16 protein-coding genes are annotated in these 18,299 nt (G+C 63.1%); 4 read left to right on the top strand and 12 right to left on the bottom strand.

All coding sequences use genetic code 11. From position 1 onward, the window contains the following. Nucleotides 1–6: 6 nt before the first annotated feature. The 6 genes from RLN94_RS03910 to RLN94_RS03885 form a co-directional block, all read right to left on the bottom strand. On the bottom strand, nucleotides 7–1,368 hold the full coding sequence (locus tag RLN94_RS03910; RefSeq protein ID WP_350132170.1) for an MATE family efflux transporter: 1,362 nt from the start codon (nucleotides 1,366–1,368) through the stop codon (nucleotides 7–9). A 210-nt stretch (nucleotides 1,369–1,578) separates the two neighbouring features. Beyond that, on the bottom strand, nucleotides 1,579–2,595 hold the full coding sequence (locus RLN94_RS03905) for a zinc-binding alcohol dehydrogenase family protein (RefSeq protein WP_350132570.1): 1,017 nt from the start codon (nucleotides 2,593–2,595) through the stop codon (nucleotides 1,579–1,581). 86 nt (nucleotides 2,596–2,681) lie between these two features. Beyond that, nucleotides 2,682–4,064: an aldehyde dehydrogenase family protein gene (locus RLN94_RS03900; protein WP_350132167.1), complete on the bottom strand. Its 1,383-nt coding sequence runs from the start codon at nucleotides 4,062–4,064 to the stop codon at nucleotides 2,682–2,684. A gap of 52 nt (nucleotides 4,065–4,116) precedes the next feature. Continuing rightward, nucleotides 4,117–5,772, bottom strand: coding sequence for an acetolactate synthase large subunit (locus tag RLN94_RS03895; protein ID WP_350132165.1), 1,656 nt, complete (start codon nucleotides 5,770–5,772; stop codon nucleotides 4,117–4,119). 205 nt (nucleotides 5,773–5,977) lie between these two features. Then, on the bottom strand, nucleotides 5,978–6,310 hold the full coding sequence (locus RLN94_RS03890) for an antibiotic biosynthesis monooxygenase family protein (protein ID WP_350132162.1): 333 nt from the start codon (nucleotides 6,308–6,310) through the stop codon (nucleotides 5,978–5,980). Nucleotides 6,311–6,412: 102 nt separating this feature from the next. Further along, complete coding sequence (locus RLN94_RS03885; RefSeq protein WP_350132160.1) at nucleotides 6,413–7,396, bottom strand: zinc-dependent alcohol dehydrogenase family protein; 984 nt, start codon at nucleotides 7,394–7,396, stop codon at nucleotides 6,413–6,415. Between the two features lie 331 nt (nucleotides 7,397–7,727). On the opposite strand from RLN94_RS03885, the gene RLN94_RS03880 reads away from it, so the two are divergent. Next, the gene (locus RLN94_RS03880) at nucleotides 7,728–8,378 is read left to right on the top strand and encodes a hydrolase (protein ID WP_350132157.1); all 651 of its coding nucleotides are present in this window, start codon (nucleotides 7,728–7,730) and stop codon (nucleotides 8,376–8,378) included. 106 nt (nucleotides 8,379–8,484) lie between these two features. After that, the gene (locus RLN94_RS03875; protein ID WP_350132155.1) at nucleotides 8,485–9,117 is read left to right on the top strand and encodes a LysE family translocator; all 633 of its coding nucleotides are present in this window, start codon (nucleotides 8,485–8,487) and stop codon (nucleotides 9,115–9,117) included. Nucleotides 9,118–9,359: 242 nt separating this feature from the next. Here the strand turns inward: RLN94_RS03875 and RLN94_RS03870 are convergent, their stop codons facing one another. Together RLN94_RS03870 and RLN94_RS03865 are read right to left on the bottom strand one after the other, a co-directional pair. Continuing rightward, complete coding sequence (locus RLN94_RS03870; RefSeq protein WP_350132152.1) at nucleotides 9,360–10,265, bottom strand: helix-turn-helix domain-containing protein; 906 nt, start codon at nucleotides 10,263–10,265, stop codon at nucleotides 9,360–9,362. Then, the gene (locus RLN94_RS03865) at nucleotides 10,262–11,203 is read right to left on the bottom strand and encodes a helix-turn-helix domain-containing protein (protein WP_350158691.1); all 942 of its coding nucleotides are present in this window, start codon (nucleotides 11,201–11,203) and stop codon (nucleotides 10,262–10,264) included. The genes RLN94_RS03870 and RLN94_RS03865 overlap by 4 nt, the downstream gene beginning before the upstream one ends. Nucleotides 11,204–11,477: 274 nt before the next feature. On the opposite strand from RLN94_RS03865, the gene RLN94_RS03860 reads away from it, so the two are divergent. Then, nucleotides 11,478–12,104: a TetR-like C-terminal domain-containing protein gene (locus RLN94_RS03860; RefSeq protein ID WP_350132146.1), complete on the top strand. Its 627-nt coding sequence runs from the start codon at nucleotides 11,478–11,480 to the stop codon at nucleotides 12,102–12,104. Nucleotides 12,105–12,686: 582 nt separating this feature from the next. After that, a complete protein-coding gene (locus RLN94_RS03855) occupies nucleotides 12,687–14,150 on the top strand; it encodes a catalase (RefSeq protein WP_350132143.1) in 1,464 nt (487 codons plus the stop codon). A gap of 129 nt (nucleotides 14,151–14,279) precedes the next feature. Here the strand turns inward: RLN94_RS03855 and RLN94_RS03850 are convergent, their stop codons facing one another. The 4 genes from RLN94_RS03850 to RLN94_RS03835 all read right to left on the bottom strand — a co-directional run bounded on the left by RLN94_RS03850 (nucleotide 14,280) and on the right by RLN94_RS03835 (nucleotide 18,273). Next, nucleotides 14,280–15,029, bottom strand: a complete 750-nt coding sequence (locus tag RLN94_RS03850) for an amino acid ABC transporter ATP-binding protein (protein ID WP_350132140.1) — start codon at nucleotides 15,027–15,029, stop codon at nucleotides 14,280–14,282. Continuing rightward, the gene (locus tag RLN94_RS03845) at nucleotides 15,026–15,700 is read right to left on the bottom strand and encodes an amino acid ABC transporter permease (protein WP_350132138.1); all 675 of its coding nucleotides are present in this window, start codon (nucleotides 15,698–15,700) and stop codon (nucleotides 15,026–15,028) included. The genes RLN94_RS03850 and RLN94_RS03845 overlap by 4 nt, the downstream gene beginning before the upstream one ends. Nucleotides 15,701–15,703: 3 nt before the next feature. After that, the gene (locus RLN94_RS03840; RefSeq protein WP_350132135.1) at nucleotides 15,704–16,471 is read right to left on the bottom strand and encodes an amino acid ABC transporter substrate-binding protein; all 768 of its coding nucleotides are present in this window, start codon (nucleotides 16,469–16,471) and stop codon (nucleotides 15,704–15,706) included. A 281-nt stretch (nucleotides 16,472–16,752) separates the two neighbouring features. After that, on the bottom strand, nucleotides 16,753–18,273 hold the full coding sequence (locus RLN94_RS03835; protein ID WP_350132132.1) for a VOC family protein: 1,521 nt from the start codon (nucleotides 18,271–18,273) through the stop codon (nucleotides 16,753–16,755). Between the last annotated feature and the right edge of the window lie 26 nt (nucleotides 18,274–18,299).

The following is an 18,299-nucleotide window of genomic DNA, read 5'->3' as shown; positions in this document are numbered from 1 at the left end:
CAAAGTTCACGCCACCTTGTGATACATCTCGTGCATGCGTCGCTGCAGTTGGAAGCGGCAGGTCAGTTGCTTCAGGGGATGCGCCTGCTCGGTGATCATCCACAGGCTCAGCCATCCAGCGATAACGGCAAAGATGATCCCCCCGATCGCCTGGCCGATCAGCACACCCGCCGCCCCGTAGAACGCTCCCCCGATCAGCACGAGTGGCAAAGTGCCCAGCGTCTGACGCCCCCAGTTGACCCAGGTTGCATAACCCGGATGCCCGAGGTTGTTGAATGACGCGCTCGCCACGAAGATGACCGCGTTGAAGAAACTGGCCAGCGCCAGCGGCCAGCAGAAAAGCAGGATAAGCTCCCGCGCCTCGCTCTTGGCGCCGAAGAAATCGGCGATCTGACCCCGGAACAGGAACAAGAGCAGCGATACGGAGAGGACGTAAATCCCCGCAAAGATGACACCGTCGAAGAAGGCTTCGCGGACCCGATCATTCCGCCCGGCGCCGAAATTCTGTCCCATGATCGGCCCGATCGAGCCCGACAGCGCCAGCACCACGGCGAACACCACCGGGATCATCCGGTTGATCACCGCCATGCCCGCCACGGCGTCCGTCCCGTACTTGGCCATTTCGCGCGTGACGATGGCGGTGCCCACCGGTGTGGCGACGGTGGCGAGGATGGCCGGCACGGCGATCTGCATCCCCTCGCGGATGTCGTATAGAAAGCAACCCGTCCGCGGCACCGCGAACCCGTTGTACAGCCGGATGGCGGGCCATAGCGCCATGAGCATCGTCGCGAACCGCGCCGCGACCGTGGCCCAGGCCGCCCCTTCGAGCCCCAGTCCGAGAGAGAAGATGAAGATCGGGTCGAGCACGCCGTTCACCAGCGCCCCGGTCAGAGACGGCATCATCGCGCGCCGCCCGTCACCGTATGCCCGCAATACCGCCACCGTGGTCATGCCTAGCCCGGAAAAAACGGTCGTTGGCAGGATGATCCAGAGGTAATCCGCAGCCCGCTCCGCCACCTCCCCCGAGGCCCCCAGAAGGTCGAGGATCCGGTCGATGTTCGGCAATGTCAGAAGCGGAATAAGAATGCCGAAGGCGATGGCGAACATGCTGGCGCTGAACGCATGTTCCCGCGCCGGAACGTCCTGCCGGGCGCCCAGCGAATTTGCCACCAGGGTGCCGGCCGCGACCGAAAGTCCGATATTGACCGCGCTGGCGAAGAACATCACCACGCTGGCATACCCCGCTGCGGCGGCAAGCGCGTCCCGCCCGAGCATGGAAATGAAGAACACGTCGATCAGGTCAACGGCAAAGATCGCCATCAGACCGATGCTGGAGGTGAGCGACATGGTCGAAACATGCCGCATCATGTTGCCTTCTACGAATCGGGCGACGACGTCAGTCAAGAGAGTGCTCCACGCAAGATCAGACAGGAAATACAATATTCTTCGGTTAAGACAACTGCACCGCCGGCGCAGACCCTGTGCAAATCTGCAGGAAAACGAAACGGTAGGCGGACCAGGGTCACGCGGATTTTGGCGCGCATATTGGCCACATGAAAAGCCAAGGTGCTGAAAGTGTCACGACGGGAAGCCTTCGATGACGATCTTGCCGCGGGTTGTGCCGGTTTCGATCCGCCTGTGCGCCTCGCGCAAGGTGGCCGCGTCGATGGGTGAGAGCACCTCGGCGAGAGTGGTTCGCAAGCGGCCCGCGTCGATCTCGTCGGCGACGAAGTTCAGCAGGTTGTGCTGCTCGATCATGCCCGGGGTCTGGTGCATCGCACGGGCAAACATGAATTCCCAGTGCAGGGCGGCGGCCTTGGTCATCATCACGTCCATCGACAGTAAATGATCGACCTCGTTGATCGCCACGATCCCGCCTTGGGGCCGGATCAACTCGACCGCTGCGTCCCAGTGGCGCATGTCATTGAAGATCGCGATATGGTCGACATGGGTGAACCCGAGCGCGCGGACCTCTGCAACCACGTCTCCCCGATGGTTGACCGTATGGTCGGCACCGAGCGACAGGGCCCACTCGATGGTCTCGGTCCGCGATGCGGTGGCGATCACGGTCAGGCCGCTGCGTTTCGCCAGCTGGATGGCGATGGAACCGACCCCGCCGGCGCCGCCGAACATCAGGATGGTTTCCCCAGCCGAGCCGCCGTCCCGGTCGATGCCCAGCCGGTCGTACATCGCCTCGTAAGCGGTGATCGAGGTCAGCGGCAGGGCGGCAGCCTCGGCAAAGCCCAGCGTGCGGGGCTTGCGCCCGACGATGCGTTCGTCGACCAGGTGGAACTGCTGATTGGTGCCGGGGCGGGTTATATCGCCGGCGTAAAAGACCTCGTCCCCAGGGCGGAACAGCGTTACATCGGGCCCCACCTCCGCGACGATACCGGCAGCGTCGTAGCCGATGACGCGCGGGCTCTCCTCGACCTTGTCCTTGGGCGCGCGAACCTTGGTGTCGACGGGGTTCACAGCGACGGCACGCACCTCGACCAGCAGGTCGCGGCCTTGTGGTGTCGGGCGAGGAAGCTCCACGTCGATCAACGCCTGCGGATCGTCGATCGGCAAATAACGTGTGAGCGCGACAGACTTCATGGTTGCGGCAGGCATCTGGGTCATGGTGTTCCTCGTTCGGGTTTGTAATGCCGCCTCGGGCGGCCAGTGGACGGGCTCATCCGCCCTCAGCTCTTCTGCATCAGGATCATCTTTTCCTGCGTCATGTCGCGCATGGTGTAGGGGATGCCGCCGGTGCCGTATCCAGACTCCCTGCGACCGGCGAAGGGCATCCAGTCGGTTCGGAAGGCCGTCGGGTCGTTGATCATGACTGCCGATGCATCGAGACGGTTGGCCGCGCGCATGGCGATTTCGATGTCCTGCGCGAAGATGCTGGCCTGAAAGGCGGTGGGCAGGGCGTTGGCGCGGCGAGTGGCGTCGTCGAGATCGGCATAGCGGCTGACCGCCACAACCGGGCCGAAGACCTCCAGCCTGGACACCTTCGCGTCAGGAGCCGGATCGAGCAGCACCGCCGGCCTCAGTGTGGTCTCGGAGAGGCGTTCGCCGCCGGTCGCGATAACCGCTCCGTCCGACACCGCCTCCGCGATCCATTCGGCGACTCGGTCAGCCTCGCGCGGCTGGATCAGTGGCCCGACCTCGGTATCCTTGAGGGTCGGATCGGCGGTGCGCAGCTTATCGACGCGGGCGACCAGGCGTTGCGTGAACTCGTCGGCGATGTCGTCGTGGACGTAGATGCGCTGTGTTGACACGCAGACCTGGCCGGCATGGTAGTAACCGCCCTTGACGATCGGTTCGATGACCTTATCGAGATCGGCACTGCGGTCGATGATGGCCGGTGCCGCGCCGCCATGTTCCAGTGCCGACCGCGTGCCCGGCGCAAGCTTGCCGTGCAGCGACCAGCCGACCCGGGCCGAGCCGATGAAACTCAGGAAGGCGACCCGGCTGTCGGTCGCCAGCTTCTCGGCAAGATTGTTGTCCTGGGTGACGAAAGTCTGGCACCAGTGCTCGGGCAGGCCGGCCTCGTGGACCAGGGCCACGAAGTCGAGACAGGACAGCGGTGTGGCACTGGCGGGCTTTACGATCACCGGGCAGCCGGTCGCGATAGCCGGTACAACCTGATGGACGATCAGGTTCAGCGGGTGGTTGAAGGCAGAGATTGCCGCGACGATGCCGATGGGCTCCTTCGTGGTGAAAGCCCAGCGGTTCTCTGCCGCAGCCGAAAGGCCCATCGGGATTTCCCGCCCGGCGAAGTTGCGCAGCTCGTCGGCGGCATTGTGGACGCCATCGATGGCGCGACTGGTCTCGACGATGGCATCGGGCAGGGGTTTGCCGCCCTCGCGGGCAATCTGCATGGCGAGGTGATCGCGCTTCCCCTCCATCAGCGCGGCCAGCTTCCGCAGAACCGCGATCCTCTGGTGAGGCTTGAGCCAGCCATCGCGATCCTCGAAGAGGCGCTCCGCAGCGTGCAGCTTGCGCTCCAACGCGGCGGCATCGTTGGTGTCGATTTCCGCGAATTGCACACGGTCGAATGCTTGCACGACATTCAGCATGTCCGATCTCCTCGGATGTTCGGAAGCTGCGTTCCGGGATCGCAAAAACGTGTCATGAACATTCCACATCCGGCGTGCGGTTGCGCAGCTCGTCGACCAGAACTCGGGTGTTTTCCGAATAATCGATCGGCACATCGATCAGATGGACCCCGCCGCCGGTAAAGGCGGCCTCGAGCGTCGGCGCCAGCTCTTCGATCGCCCCGACGCGGGAGCCCTTTGCGCCATAGGCCTCGGCATAGCGCACGAAATCGGGGTTGCCGAAACTCATTCCGAAATCAGGAAAGCCGTCTACCGACTGCTTCCATCTGATCATCCCGTAGGCATTGTCGTTCAGGATGACGACGACAAGGTTCAACCCGAGCCTTACTGCCGTCTCCATCTCCTGAGAATTCATCATGAAGCCACCATCGCCGCAGACAGCCATCACCCGGCGGTGGGGATGAAGCATCGCCGCCATGATCGCCGAGGGAAGCCCAGCCCCCATGGTGGCGAGCGCATTGTCGAGCAGCAGCGTATTGGCGACGTGGGTGCGGTAATTGCGGGCGAACCAGATCTTGTACATGCCGTTGTCGAGGCAGACTATGCCGTCTTCCGGCATGACCTGCCGCACATCGTGGACGAACCGTTGAGGTGTCACCGGGAAGCGATCCTCCTCGGCGCGGTCGTTTAGCCGGGCCAGTATTCTCTGCCGCAGTTCGGCCATCCCCTCGTCGGGTGTCAGCCTGTCCTCCAGCCGCTCTCCAAGACCGTCGACAGATGCGCCGATGTCGCCGATCACCTCGATATCAGGATGATAGACCTGTTCGACCGTCGCGGATTCATATCCGACATGCACGACTTTGGGCCCGCCCTCGCTCTTCATCAGGAAGGGTGGCTTCTCGATCGTGTCGTGGCCGATGGCGACGATCAGGTCGGCCCGTTCGATGGCTTCGTGAACATAGTCACCTTCCGACAGCGCGGCGGTTCCCATGTAGAGATTGGAGCCCCCGTTCACAGCGCCCTTGCCCATCTGGGTATTGAAGAACGGCAACCGGGTACGCGAGACGAAGCGGGAGAGCGGCTCGATCAGCGCGGGCCGGTTGCCGGCCGCGCCGATCATGACAAGCGGCTTCCGGGCGGCAAGGATCATCTCTGCGGCACTGTCGAGCGCGGCTGCCCCGGCGACCGGACGGTGCTGTGAGTGGCGCGGAATGACTGCGGCGTTTTCGGCATCCGCGGCCGCCACGTCTTCCGGAAGTTCGAGATGCACGGGCCCAGGCCTTTCCTCGGTCGCAACGCGAAACGCATCCCGCACCGTCGCGGGGATGGCGGCCGGGCTCAGGATCTGGCGCGTCATCTTGGTCAGCGGCTTCATCGAGGCAACGATATCGACGATCTGGAACCGGGCCTGCTTGGCGCTCATCACCGGCTTCTGCCCCGTAATGAGAATCATTGGCATTGCGCCCAGATGGGCATAGGCCGCGCCGGTCGACAGGTTCAGGGCGCCGGGGCCCAACGTGGCGAGGCAGACGCCGGGCCTGCCGGTCAATCGCCCATGCGTCGCCGCCATGAAGGCGGCTGCCTGTTCATGCCGTGTCAGGATCAGCTCGATCTTGGAGGTGCGCAGCGACTCCACGATGTCGAGGTTTTCCTCGCCGGGGACGCCGAAGACCCGGTCTACCCCCTCGTTTTCCAGTGCTGCGACAAACAGGTCCGACCCTTTAGGCATTGCTTCAATCCATATGTTGACGGTTTTGACAGATCATGCGCGGACGACCTGACGGTCCAGACGAACCGCCAACTCGCGGCCGGGCAGCGAAACATGAAGCTTCGGCTGATCCATAATCCCATCCACGATGCCCGGGCATTCTAGCAAATGGTCACGACCAGCGCGGGGCGCAAGTCGCGGCAACGGTGCCGATCTTGCCCCGAACCTAGTCGTCATTCTGAGACATCGACAGCGATAAAGGCCGTTGCGGAGATTCGGCCTCGACATGAACGACGCTGATCTCTCCTTCGTAGAGCCCATCCAGCATGCCGATAAACTGTTCATGCGGCTCGCTCGGCTCGAACTGCTCGACATGATCGGCGTAGCTGCGCCAGGCGACGATAAGGGTTGCGGTTTCCGGCGACTCGACGCCAATGCCGACAGTGTGGCCGAGGTAACCCTCCGCAGCGCGCAGTAGCACGGCCGCCTGGTCCATCGCATTGAAGAATGCCTCGGTCTTTCTGGGTGCCAGTGGGAAGTTCGCGATTTCAATTACCATGATGATTTTCCTTCGGTATATGTCTGCCGGCGTCTTTGATGGCCGGGCATGAGCTCTTTCCGGCCCCGCGGGCGATGGTTCCCCCGCGGACAGAGCGAGGGCTCAAGTTTTATTGGCCCTGGTCTCGTCGACGACGGCGATCCCGATCTTGCCCCGAATGCCATTGCGCGGGCGCTCCAGATCGGCATGGGCGTCGGGAATACCGGCGAGGGGATAAATCTTGCCGACATGGGGCTTCAGCTGTCCACGGGCAACAAGGGTTGCAAGCTCGTCAAGTTTCCCCCGGTTCTGGCGCGTGAAGACGAAATGGTAACTGGCGTTGCGGCCCCAGGCCTCGATCAGATTCTGTGGCTGGGCAATGTCGACGATCGAGACGATCCGGCCAAGTTGGGCCAGCACGTGCGGGCTGCGTTCGAGCGTGTCGCCACCGATCGTGTCGAGGATGACGTCCACGCCAGCGCCGTCGGTCTCGCGGTTGACGATCTCCACGTAATTTTCGGTGCGATAATCGATGACCACATCGGCGCCGAGACCGCGCACGAAGTCGGCGTCATAGCCCGAGGCCGTCGCGAAGACGAACGCGCCCGTTGCCTTGGCGGCCTGTACGGCCACGTGCCCCACGCCGCCGGCCGCACCGTGGACGAGGATCGATTCACCGAGGCGTAGGACCGCCCGCGTGAACAACGCTTCCCAGACAGTGCCGCCCACGAGGCTGAGGCTGGCGGCCTCCAGATGGGTGAGACCTTCCGGCTTGCGGCCGACGATCGCCTCGCTCGCGACGTGATACTCGGCGTAGCTGCCGGGGCCGCCGAAAATCTGCGGTGTGTACCAGACGGCATCGCCGGGCTTGAACGACGTCACGCCCGAGCCAACGGCCTCCACGACGCCCGAGACATCGTGGCCGGTGATCGCCGGCAATGGCACCAGATCGGCATAGTCTCCGCGGCGCACCTGATAATCCAGCGGGTTAATCGAGGTCGCATGGACCCGGACCAGCACCTCTCCGGCGCCGGCCGTCGGGGTCTCGAATTCTGACAGTGCGAATGCGTCGGGGCCGCCGAACCGGGGGAGGCTGATTGCTTGCATTATTCTTCTCCAGTTTCAGATGAATTGATGTAACTCTTGCGAGTTCCGCTTGGCGAAAGTGCATTAGGGCTTCGTTCAATATCCCGGGCCTTTGCTCTGGAACCTTAGCAATGGCTCCAAGGTCGCGCGGTGCGGAACTTGCTCGGTTTGAACCTTGCTTGCTGTCCATTGCGGGAGGCTACGAACTCGGCAGCCAGTTCCACCAAAAGCGGCAAGATCAACATGACAGCAAGATCGGCACCCTCGCGGCAGCTTCCGCGCCGCGCTGCGTGGCCAGCTTCTCTAGGTTCAGCCAACAGAAGCTTCCCCCTTGGATGAAAGGAAAAACTCCATGAAATTCCGAAACGGCCTCGACTCGCTTCTTCGTCCAGAAGATTCGGTCCTCGTTCTGATCGACCACCAGCCCTACCAGCTTGCCAACCTGAACAGTCACGACCCGCATATGGTCGTGAACAACACGACCGCGCTGGCCAAGGTGGCCAAGGTGTTCGGTGTTCCCACGATCCTGACCAGCGTGATCGCCGCCCGCGGCGGCGACATCTTCCCCCATGTCACCGAAGTGTTCCCGGATCAGGAGGTCATCGACCGCACGACGATCAACACCTGGGAGGATCCGAAGGTCGTGGACGCGGTCAAGGCGACGGGACGCAAGCAACTGATCATCGCAGGCCTCTGGACCGAGATCTGCGTGGCGATGCCGGCGATCCAGGCGGCGGGCGAGGGCTGGGACGTGACCGTGATCACCGATGCATCCGGCGGCACCTCGGTCGAGGCGCACGAGGTCGCGATCCAGCGCATGATCGCGGCCGGCATCAACATGATGACCTGGCTGGCACTTGCGTCGGAATGGCAGCGCGATTGGGCGCGGGCCGAGACGGCGACCAACCTGAACGACGCCCTCAGGGATCACCTTGGCGGCAGCGCCATCGCCTATCTCTGGGAGCAGCAACTGCTCAATACGCCGGTGCCGGAAAACGCCTGACCCTTGGCCGGGGATGGCGGCTGGACCTGCACCCGGACCCTTCTCGCCATCCCCTTATTCCACCCCAAGCGCCGCGATCCGGTCCGGCCCCTGCTACAGGTAAACAATGGATTTTTCACCCTATCTTACCTTCCTGATCGTGAGTGCAGTTCAGACGGCAACCCCCGGTCCGTCCACGCTGTTCATCGTGAACAATGCCGTCGCCCACGGGTGGCGCCGCGCGCTTGGTGCCCTGAGTGGCGACCTGCTCGCCATCGCAATGCTGGCCACGCTGTCGGTCCTGGGGTTGAGCACGCTGCTCGAAGCCCATCCGTCGGCCTTTCTCGCCCTCAGGCTCGCGGGCGCGCTTTACATCCTGTGGCTCGGCTGGACCTTCCTTCGCCCAGCGCGAGTTCCGGCGGGTTCATCAGCTTCCAAGGCGCCGCATTCGCAAAGCGGCACGGCCCTCTGGCTTCACTCGTTCGGAGTTGGGATTAGCAATCCAAAGGCCGTTCTCTTCTTCGCCGCCCTGTTCCCCCAGTTCATTCCGGCCGGCAGCGGGCCGGCGGTGCTTGCTCTTCTGGTTTCGACATTCGTCGCCGTGAAGTTCGTCATCCTAGGCGGTTACGCGATCGGCGCCCGGCACGTCGTTCGGCTGCTGCGCAGACCGGAACATGCCCGGCGCAGACAGATGCTGACCGGTTTCATCTTCGTCGCCTTCGGGCTGCTGATGATTTGGTCCGCGTTGACGGCCGGGTGATGCATTCCAAAACCGGCGCCGCCGCTCGAACGGGCCAGACATTCCGCCACCTCAAAGGAGACACCAACACATGACTTCCGGCCTTTTCCCGACCGGTTTGAAAATGGACGTATCCTATCCTGCCTTCGACGTGAGCCTGAGCTTTCCATCCGTCCAAAACGCTGGAATTCGAGATCGATCCGGACGAAGCGCGCGCCGCTCCCTGACGATCGTCGCGTGTCTGCAAGCGGCGCCCTGAGCGGTCACGGGATGGAACGCCCGGGATCCCGAACGGCACGGCGGTAGTCGGAGGGGCTCATGCGCATCTGTTTGAAAAAGACACGCGAGAGTACCTGGTTCGAAGAATATCCGACCGCCAGCGCAATCTGCGTGATCGGAAGATCCGTGTGCTCCAGAAGTTCGCAGGCCTTCTCCATTCTCAGCCGGGTCAGATAGACCCGGGGCGGGACGCCGAGGCTATGCTTGAACATGCGGGCGAAATGGAACGGCGAAAGGCGCGCCTCGGTTGCCAGTTCGTCGAGGCTGATGTCTTCGGATAGTCGCGAGTGCATCAGGTCGAGCGCGCGGCGCTCGGCCCAGGGAGCAAGGCCGCCTCTGGCCGGCGCAAACGGCACCCCGCCCAAGCGGCAGAGTTCGGCGAGGATCTCGCAGCCCGCAGCGCGCGTCAGCATGTGCGTGGGTTCACCCTCTTCGGCCCAGAGGGCCCAGAGCTTCCGCAACGCTGACCGGATGGCCGGAGATTCGAACATCCCGTCATAGACATGTGCAAGTTCGAAAGAAAACGCTCCGTCGACAGCTTCGTCGAGCATGTTCTGCCAATGCGCCAGGGGAAATGCCACCACGCGCATCTGGTGACCGATATCGACATTGGACGTCAGGGCGAAGTTCGGCGCCCCGAGAAACAGCGCGCCTTTTCGGCTCTTCACGTCAAATCGCCCCCCACCCAGGCAATCGCTGACGCGGCTGCCGCCGCGCAGGTCCTGGACCAGCACGAGATCGGGCAGGCCTGAACGGGACATGTCCCCGCCCGGCCGCTCAATCTCGAGAAGATCGAGGATTCTGCCCGCGGACTTCATCGTGCGAAGATGGTAGCCGCAGTGTCCCTCCCGATACCATCGGGCGGACGCCGAGAAGTCGGGGACGGTCATCCCTTTGTCTCCGACGCTGTGCGACCCGCGCCCATGGGAAACCGGGTTTGGCGCGCAGGCTCACATACCGCCTTGCGATATTCGGAAGGGGTCACGCGCATATGCTTGAAGAACACTCGGGCAAGCACCTGGTTCGAGGAATACCCGACCTCCAGGGCTATTTCCGTGATGCCGAGAGCGGTGTGTTCAAGAAGCTCGCAGGCTTTCTCCAGCCTCAGTCGTGTCAGGTAGAGCCGGGGCGGCATGCCGAAGCTCTGTTTGAAGCTCCGGGCGAAATGGAAGGGTGAGAGCCGCGCTTCCGCTGCCAACTCGTCGAGGCTGATATCCTCCGATAACCGCGCCCGCATCAGGTCGACACAGCGGCGTTCTGCCCAAGGCGCAAGGCCGCCCTTGACCGGGGCGAACGGCGTGCCACCCATGCGGCAGAGTTCGGCGAGGATCTCGCAACCGGCCGCCCGTGCCAGTAGGAGAGAGGTCGCCCCCTCGTCTTCGCTCAGGGCCCAAAGGTTCCTAAGCGCCGCTCGGATGACCGGCGTTGCGACCTCCCCGCGGAATATTCGCAGGCCCTCAAACGAAAACCGCCCCTCGGCGGATTCATCCAGCACACCTTGCCACTGCGTCACCGGGAAGGCGAACGAGCGAAGGTGGTGTGGCGTGGCCACTTTCGACGTAAGGGAGAAATTCGGCGCGGCGGGATAAACGCCGCCCTTTTCGGTCGTGCCGCCGAAATCCCCGCCACCGTGGTTGGCGTTGAAACGGGTGCCTCCTTGAAGATCCTGGTACAACACGAAATCCGCCACGGCCGGCACGGACATATCCCCGGCCGGTTGGGTGGTTTCCAGCATGCTGAGCATGCCGCCCGACGATTTCATCGCGCGCAGATGAACCGAACGTGGCCCTTCGCTGTACCATTGGGCATATGACGGATAGGCAGGCACGCCCGTTTCTCCAATGCTTGTCATCATCTTGCGGCCAGGGTGTCACCGCTGCCTTTCCCTGCCCAGGATCATTGCATTGCGTTCGTAAAAGCCCGGTCGTTCACTGGTCATGCAAACTGGAAATAAACGCCAACAGCAGCCTTGTGTCCCGCCACCTGCAACTGCACGTTTGCGTTGCAGGGTGGGGCAGTAACCGATCAGATGGCGCGGCTTTGATACCTTTTCACGGGCTGGTCGAGACGCTACCGTTCCATTCATATTGGAGGGTTCCCGGATGGAACGCAAGTGTGTCGACCGTAAAAATAGAAAGCGAAAGCCGAGTGGAGCTGCGATAATCCGCCCGGAACTGACGAACTCGCTGTTCAGGGCGCTTTTCGAGGAATGGGCCGAAACCGGCTATACGCGAATAAGCCTTGAAAACGTCGCGGCACGGGCGGGCGCCGGCAAGGCGGCGATCTATCGGCGTTGGCCTTCGAAACTCGAATTTTCCTGCGATGCGATCCGCAACGTCGAGGTCATGTGGTCGGGCTTCACGGAGCAGGATTCCCTTGAGGAGGACATCCGGGCATACCTTCGCGCCACCATCACGGTCCTGCGACATCCGCTGGCACGCCGGGTCATTGCGGATATGGTGGCAGAACGCCTGCGATCCAGCGAACTGTCGCCCTTGCTGGATCGAATCGTGTCGGTTCGCCGGCAATTCGGAAATCGGCTGCTGGACCGGGCCATCGCCCGGAACGAACTCGACGCCCATCTCGACAGGGAGCTCGCGCTCGATTACCTCGTCGGGCCGCTTTACATGAGCATGATCAATCGGGGGGTATCAACCACACTGGCCGACCTCGAAAAGCATGTCGTGGTCGTGGAGGCCGGTATCAGGGCATGTTGCATCAGCCGTTAGGCGATGGGTGAACCCGTCCGCAAGAACGGTGCCATCGCAGCAAGCCTTGCGACGCATCTGCGACACTGCCGGCTAATCTGCTCATGCCGACGGCCCAGGGGGTAAACGGATCAATAGACGCGAGACGGCTGGTTTTCGGGCCGCGGGCCTATCCTGGCCACTTCGGCGACGGCATCGGGCATTCATATAACGGACTCCACTCATGACCGCTCTGAAAACGCTTAGTAGTCAAAGACCCCGGCTTCAGCGGTATCGTCGCGGCGTTCCTCCCTGGCGCCGGAGAAATCGGTGGACGCCTGCTGGAGTGGTCGACGTGAACCGACAGCTTGGGGCAGCGGCGGAATAGCCCGGGCCCAAGACACCGGCCGCGCCTGCTGCGTCAGCCGCTGACCGAACCTCCGCATCTCAAACCGCAACCGCGGTATCCGCCCGCCAGCATCTGTTAGCGCGAGGCCTTTCTGCCCTCACCGTAACTCTCACATAGCAGGGTCTCGCTCCCGCATGGCTGCCAGCCTGTTTGATCGAGGCTTGTCGTACAAAAAAAGCCGGTGAACCCCGTCGCCGGCACGAACAGGACTGACCATGACCGCCAAGGATACTCTGCCCCCACGTTTGACGACCACCGCCGGCGCGCCCATCGCCGATAACCAGAACAGTCTCACCGCCGGGATGCGTGGACCGGTTCTGATGCAGGACTGGCAGTTGATCGAGAAGCTCGCCCACCTGAACCGCGAGCGGATTCCCGAGCGCGTTGTCCATGCCAAGGGGTGGGGCGCACATGGCGTGCTGCGGATCACGAACGATATATCGCATCTGACCTGCGCGGCCGTGCTGCAACCCGGCGCCGAGACGCCGATGATCGCGCGATTCTCGACTATGGCCGGCGAAACGGGAGCCGCGGATCACGAACGCGACGTGCGTGGCTTCGCGCTCAAGTTCTATACGGGCGAAGGCAACTGGGACCTGGTCGGCAACAACACCCCGGTCTTCTTCCTGCGCGACCCGATGAAGTTCCCCGACTTCATCCATACGCAAAAGCGCCACCCCCGGACCAATCTGCGATCGGCCACCGCGATATGGGACTTCTTGTCACTCACTCCAGAAAGCCTTCACCAGATTACGATACTCTTCTCCGACCGCGGTCTTCCCGTCAGCCCGATCCACATGAACGGCTATGGCAGCCATGCCTACAGCCTCTGGTCAAGCAACGGCACACGGGTCTGGGTCAAGTTCCACTTCAAGACCCGCCAGGGCCATCGCCACTACACCAACGCCGAAGCGCAACAGGTCATCGGTCGAACCCGCGAAGGCTGTCAGGAAGCCCTGTTCGGCGCAATAGATGCGGGAGAGTTCCCGCAATGGACCGTGCAGGTTCAGGTCATGACACAGAACCAGGCGCAGACGTTCCCGTTCAACCCGTTCGACCTGACGAAGGTCTGGCCCCATGCGGATTTTCCGCCGATCGAGATCGGCGTGCTGGAACTCAACCGCAATCCCGACAACTACTTTGCCGAGATCGAACAGCTTGCCTTCAGCCCGTCGAACGTCGTGCGGGGGATCGGCCACTCGCCCGACCGGATGCTGCAAGGCAGGATATTCACCTACGCGGACGCCCATCGCTATCGGCTTGGCACCCACTACGAGGCGCTGCCGGTCAACCGACCCCGCTGCCCGGTGCATCATTATCACAAGGACGGGGCGATGCGCTTTTTCGACCCCGCGCCGAACCCCGATGCCTATTACGAGCCCAACAGCTTCGGCGGACCACAGCAGGACGCGTCATTCGCCGAACCTCCGCTTGATCTGCAGGGGCCTGCGGGCCGGTTCGATTATCACGACAGCATAGATGATTTCACGCAGCCGCGCGCGCTGTTCCTGCTCTTCGACCGGGGACAGCGGGCCCGGCTCTTTGACAACATCGCCGAATCCATGCGCGGAATCCCGGTCGATATCGCCGAGCGGCAGGTGCGCCTGTTTCAGCAGGTCCATCCGGAGTTCGGCGAGGGCGTTTGCGCGGCACTGGACGCGGTGGACCCGCAATTTTGAAGCCAGGACGGGACGGGCAGCGGTGGCATGAACGGAGTGGAGCCCGAGAACCGAACCCGCCTGTCCCTAAAGTACTCTTGGAATCGTCAGAGGAACGATAGGAGGTTCGGTCTCGACGGCCTCACTGGATCACCCGCCTGTCCGGGCCAGGAACCGCCGGAGCCGCTCATCCTGCGGCGCGTCGAGGATCTGGGACGGTGTGCCCTGCTCCACGATCTTGCCGCTATGCATGAACAGAATGCGGTCGGCGATCTCCCGGGCGAACTGCATCTCATGGGTGACCACGAGCAGCGTTTGTCTCTGTTCCGCCACACGGCGCATCAGGTCGAGCACTTCGCCCACCAGTTCCGGATCCAGCGCCGACGTCGGCTCGTCGAACAGCAGAAGCTCCGCGCCCAGTGCCATGGCGCGGCCGATCCCCACCCGTTGCTGCTGGCCGCCGGAAAGGGCTGCCGGATAGCTGTCGGCCTTTTCGGCAAGCCCGGTCTCGGCAAGCACGGCGCGGGCACGCGCGACGGCCTCGGCCCGGGGCAGGCGCTGCACGGTCACCAGCGCCTCCAAGATGTTCTCCAAGGCTGTCTTGTGGGCAAAGAGCGCGTAGTTCTGGAACACGAACCCGGTGCGCCGCCGCAGGCCCAGGATCTCGGACTTGCGCGCCTGGGCGGCATCCACCGACAGGTCGCCGATGGTGATCCGGCCCGCATCGGGCCGGTCGAGGTAGTTAAGGCAGCGCAGAAGCGTCGATTTCCCGGTGCCCGACGGGCCGATGACCACCACCCGCTCACCCGCCGCAACGTCGAGGTCGATGCCATCCAGGACCGGTTTTCCGCCGAACGTCTTGGTCAACCCCCGGACCGATATTCCGCTCGTCGATGTCATCGGGCGTACGCCTTGTTGAGTTGGGTTTCCAGGGCCTTCTGTCCCTGGTTGAGCGCCTCGACCATGCCCCAGTAGATCACCGCCACCACGAGGAAGGCCTCGAAATAAAGGAAGCTGCCGGCGGCCTCCTTCTGGGCGGCGCCCATCATCTCGGTCACACCGAGAGTAAAGGCCAGAGAGGTCCCCTTGAGCATGTCGATGAAGTAGTTGACCAGCGTCGGTGCCGCCACACGTGCCGCCTGCGGCAGGACGATGCGCTGCATGAGCTGTCGTTGGGTCATGCCGATGGACTGGGCCGCCTCCCACTGGCTGCGGTCCACGCCGACGATCGCGGCGCGGATCGATTCCGCCATGTAGGCCGCGAAATGCAGCGTCAGGCCCAGTATCGCCGCTGTGACCCCGTCGATCCTGGTCAACACGGGCAGCACTTGGGGCAGCCCGTAATAGAACAGGAATAGCTGAACCAGCAGGGGTGTGCCCCGAAAGAAGCTGATGAAAAGCATCACAAGCCGGTCAAGCACCGGCACACGTGCCACCCGTTCGACAGCCAGCAAGGCCGCCAACACCAGCGCACAGATCATGGCCGCCGAGGCCATGGCCAGAGTGAGCGGCACGTAGCTCAGAATCACTGGTACCAGCCCGATCATGTATCCGATGTCGAGCCCCTGCATGAATTACTCCGCCGCAGACGAAGTAATATCGGTCCCGAACCACTTTTCCGAAATCTCGGTCAGCGTCCCGTCCTCGCGCAGCTCGGCAAGCGCGGCATCGACCTTGTCGCGCAGGGCACGGCCCTCGTCGTCATCTCGAAACGGCAGTGCGTTGCGGATTTCCGAAAAGGGTTCGCCGGCCAATTGCAGCGGCAGCGGACTCTCCTTGATCACCTGAGCCGAGGAAACCCGGTCCATCACGAAGGCATCGACACGGCCAAGCGCGGTGTCCTGTTCGATGTTGCTTTCGTAGGTCCTGATCTCGACTTCGTCCGCAAACGGCAGATCGCGCAGCAATTGCTCGAAGTTCGAGCCGAGGTTCACGGCCACGATCTTGCCGCGCAGATCCTCGACCCCTGCGATGGCGTCATTGCCCTTGCGGGTCACCACCTGGGCGCCGTCGATCACATAGGGCGCGGTAAAGGCGAATTTCGCCTCGCGCTCCGGCGTGATGGTGATCTGGTTGGCGATGGTGTCGATCCGGCCCGCATCAAGCGCCCCGACCAGCCCGGAAAAGGACATGGTCTCGAACTGGATTTCCAGGTCTGCGACCTCGCCCACCGCGTTCATGACATCGACCTCGAACCCTTGCAGCACGTCCTGCCGCACGAAGGTGAAGGGGAAATAACCGCCGGACATGCCGACGGTCAGACTGGCGTCTTCTGCTTGGGCCGCATGAACGGAAGCGGTGATCAGGCTGGCCAGAATGGCGGAGTGAAGCAAGTTTTTCATGGTGGGAAACTCCCTGTTGACGGCAACCAAGCCAGACATGTCCGCCCGTGGGTACAGACACAAGAGCCCCCGGCAATCAGGGCCCGTTATCCCCGGACACGGGCGAAACCGGAACGGGTCGCCGGGTTTGGGCCCGGACATCGAAACATTCGCCAAGGAAGTGTCGGGAACCGGAACAACTGTCCTGCATGGAAGTCGCCGAAAGCGCCTGCAATTCCGACGATCAGAGCGGATATGCATCCACAGCAAGGCAGGCAAGGCGACCAGACACCCTTGACGGGTCATGGGCCCGGCTCGCCCTGTTCAAGCCAGTCGGCCGCCTCGGTCGTGTCCGCACCGGTCAGTTCATGTCCGCCCGGCACCGTTCTGGTGTCCACATGCGCACCGCGCGCGCCGAGTTCGTCGGCCAGCCTTGCCCCTTCACGAACGCTGTCCCGTCCATCCAGCATCAACACGTGGGTTCCCGAAAGATCCGCTGCCGGAGACGGGTCGAGGACCTGGACGCCGCGAAGCAGAACGGCACGACGCACGGCGGAAGGATAAAGCTGCATGACGGCTGCCAGGAAGTTCGCGCCGTTGGAATAGCCGAGAAAGGACAACTTGCCCGCATCTATCCCGTACCCCGTCACCGCACCTTCCACGAATGCCGCAAAGGCCGCGGCCTCGCTGCGGATATCGGCCTGGTCGAACGTAGTTGCGCCGAAGCGCCGGAACCAGCGATTTACCTCTTCCTCTATGGCCCGGCCCCGTACGCCCAGCAGCGTCGCGCGCGGGGCGATGCGGCGCGCGAGCGGCATGAGGTCGGCCTCGTTTCCGCCGGTTCCGTGCAGCAATACCAGGGTCGTGCCGTCCGGATGGTCCGGCCGGTTGAAGCGGTGAACGAAGGGCAGCTTCCGGACAGGGAACCGCTCTTCGCCCGGCAACGAGAATTGCGGGAGCATGGCCTCGAGGTTCTGGGCGCGGCTCGCCTCCTGCGGCGGAAAGAACAGCCTTCGGCCTAGCGCATCCGGCGTTTCGTCGATGGTCATGCCGGGGCCGTCCGTCGCGTATTCCAACAGGATTCCGGCCGGATCCCGGACATAGAGCGACACGAAGTACTTCCTGTCATGTACCTCGGTCGGCCCGTGATCGCGCAACGATTGCCGCAAGGTTCGGACGTCGTCGACATCCCCTGCCCGGAACGCCACGTGATCAGGCACGCCGGCCCCCGCGACGGAGGGAACGAATCCTGAAGCGTCCCGCACATCGACCACATCGGTATCCGAGGTCATGCGCTGCGTCAGGCCCTCGCGTTCCGCGTAGCGGTAGCCGAACCGCGTCAGGAACTCCGCGGTTTGCGGGGCCTTGTCGGTCAGCACGGTGACGCCCCGAATTCGGGTCGGTCCCCCCGGCAGGGGCGCGGGCGCTGACAGATCGGCGCCCACCAGTTTCACGATCAGCCCGTCTGGATCCCTGAACCGCAGGACCGTCTCTTCGAATTCGCGCGATGGCCCCTCGAACGGCACCCCGGCCGCGAGCGCCCGGGTCAACCAGCCCGAGATGGAGTCCGGGGAAACCGCAAGTGCAACCTCCAGGACCTGGCCGATGCCGGTGCGCCCGCGGCCGCTGGCTTCCCATACCAAAAAGGTCAGAAGAGAGCCCGGACTGCCAAGGCCATCGCCGTAGACCAGATGCAATTGCTCGGCATCCGCATAGCCCGCTGTCCGCTTGACCAGCTTGAGACCAAGGAAGCCGACATAGAAATCCACATTGGCCTGCACATCGGCGGTGATGCCGGTGACGTGATGTATTCCACTGATCAACTGGTCGTTCCTCCCCAAATCACCTG

It is taken from the genome of Roseovarius sp. (assembly GCF_040223625.1).
Classification (GTDB): domain Bacteria; phylum Pseudomonadota; class Alphaproteobacteria; order Rhodobacterales; family Rhodobacteraceae; genus Roseovarius.
The sequence above is the reverse complement of the archived record's forward strand: the minus strand, read 5'-3'. Positions and strand labels throughout refer to the sequence as shown.

Bases quoted from the DNA above. Each gene is read 5' to 3' on its own strand.
- RLN94_RS03910 (WP_350132170.1), bottom strand. From the start codon at position 1,368: ATGATGCGGCATGTTTCGACCATGTCGCTCACCTCCAGCATCGGTCTG.
- RLN94_RS03905 (WP_350132570.1), bottom strand. From the start codon at position 2,595: ATGAAGTCTGTCGCGCTCACACGTTATTTGCCGATCGACGATCCGCAG.
- RLN94_RS03900 (WP_350132167.1), bottom strand. From the start codon at position 4,064: ATGCTGAATGTCGTGCAAGCATTCGACCGTGTGCAATTCGCGGAAATC.
- RLN94_RS03895 (WP_350132165.1), bottom strand. From the start codon at position 5,772: ATGCCTAAAGGGTCGGACCTGTTTGTCGCAGCACTGGAAAACGAGGGG.
- RLN94_RS03890 (WP_350132162.1), bottom strand. From the start codon at position 6,310: ATGGTAATTGAAATCGCGAACTTCCCACTGGCACCCAGAAAGACCGAG.
- RLN94_RS03885 (WP_350132160.1), bottom strand. From the start codon at position 7,396: ATGCAAGCAATCAGCCTCCCCCGGTTCGGCGGCCCCGACGCATTCGCA.
- RLN94_RS03880 (WP_350132157.1), top strand. From the start codon at position 7,728: ATGAAATTCCGAAACGGCCTCGACTCGCTTCTTCGTCCAGAAGATTCG.
- RLN94_RS03875 (WP_350132155.1), top strand. From the start codon at position 8,485: ATGGATTTTTCACCCTATCTTACCTTCCTGATCGTGAGTGCAGTTCAG.
- RLN94_RS03870 (WP_350132152.1), bottom strand. From the start codon at position 10,265: ATGACCGTCCCCGACTTCTCGGCGTCCGCCCGATGGTATCGGGAGGGA.
- RLN94_RS03860 (WP_350132146.1), top strand. From the start codon at position 11,478: ATGGAACGCAAGTGTGTCGACCGTAAAAATAGAAAGCGAAAGCCGAGT.
- RLN94_RS03855 (WP_350132143.1), top strand. From the start codon at position 12,687: ATGACCGCCAAGGATACTCTGCCCCCACGTTTGACGACCACCGCCGGC.
- RLN94_RS03850 (WP_350132140.1), bottom strand. From the start codon at position 15,029: ATGACATCGACGAGCGGAATATCGGTCCGGGGGTTGACCAAGACGTTC.
- RLN94_RS03845 (WP_350132138.1), bottom strand. From the start codon at position 15,700: ATGCAGGGGCTCGACATCGGATACATGATCGGGCTGGTACCAGTGATT.
- RLN94_RS03840 (WP_350132135.1), bottom strand. From the start codon at position 16,471: ATGAAAAACTTGCTTCACTCCGCCATTCTGGCCAGCCTGATCACCGCT.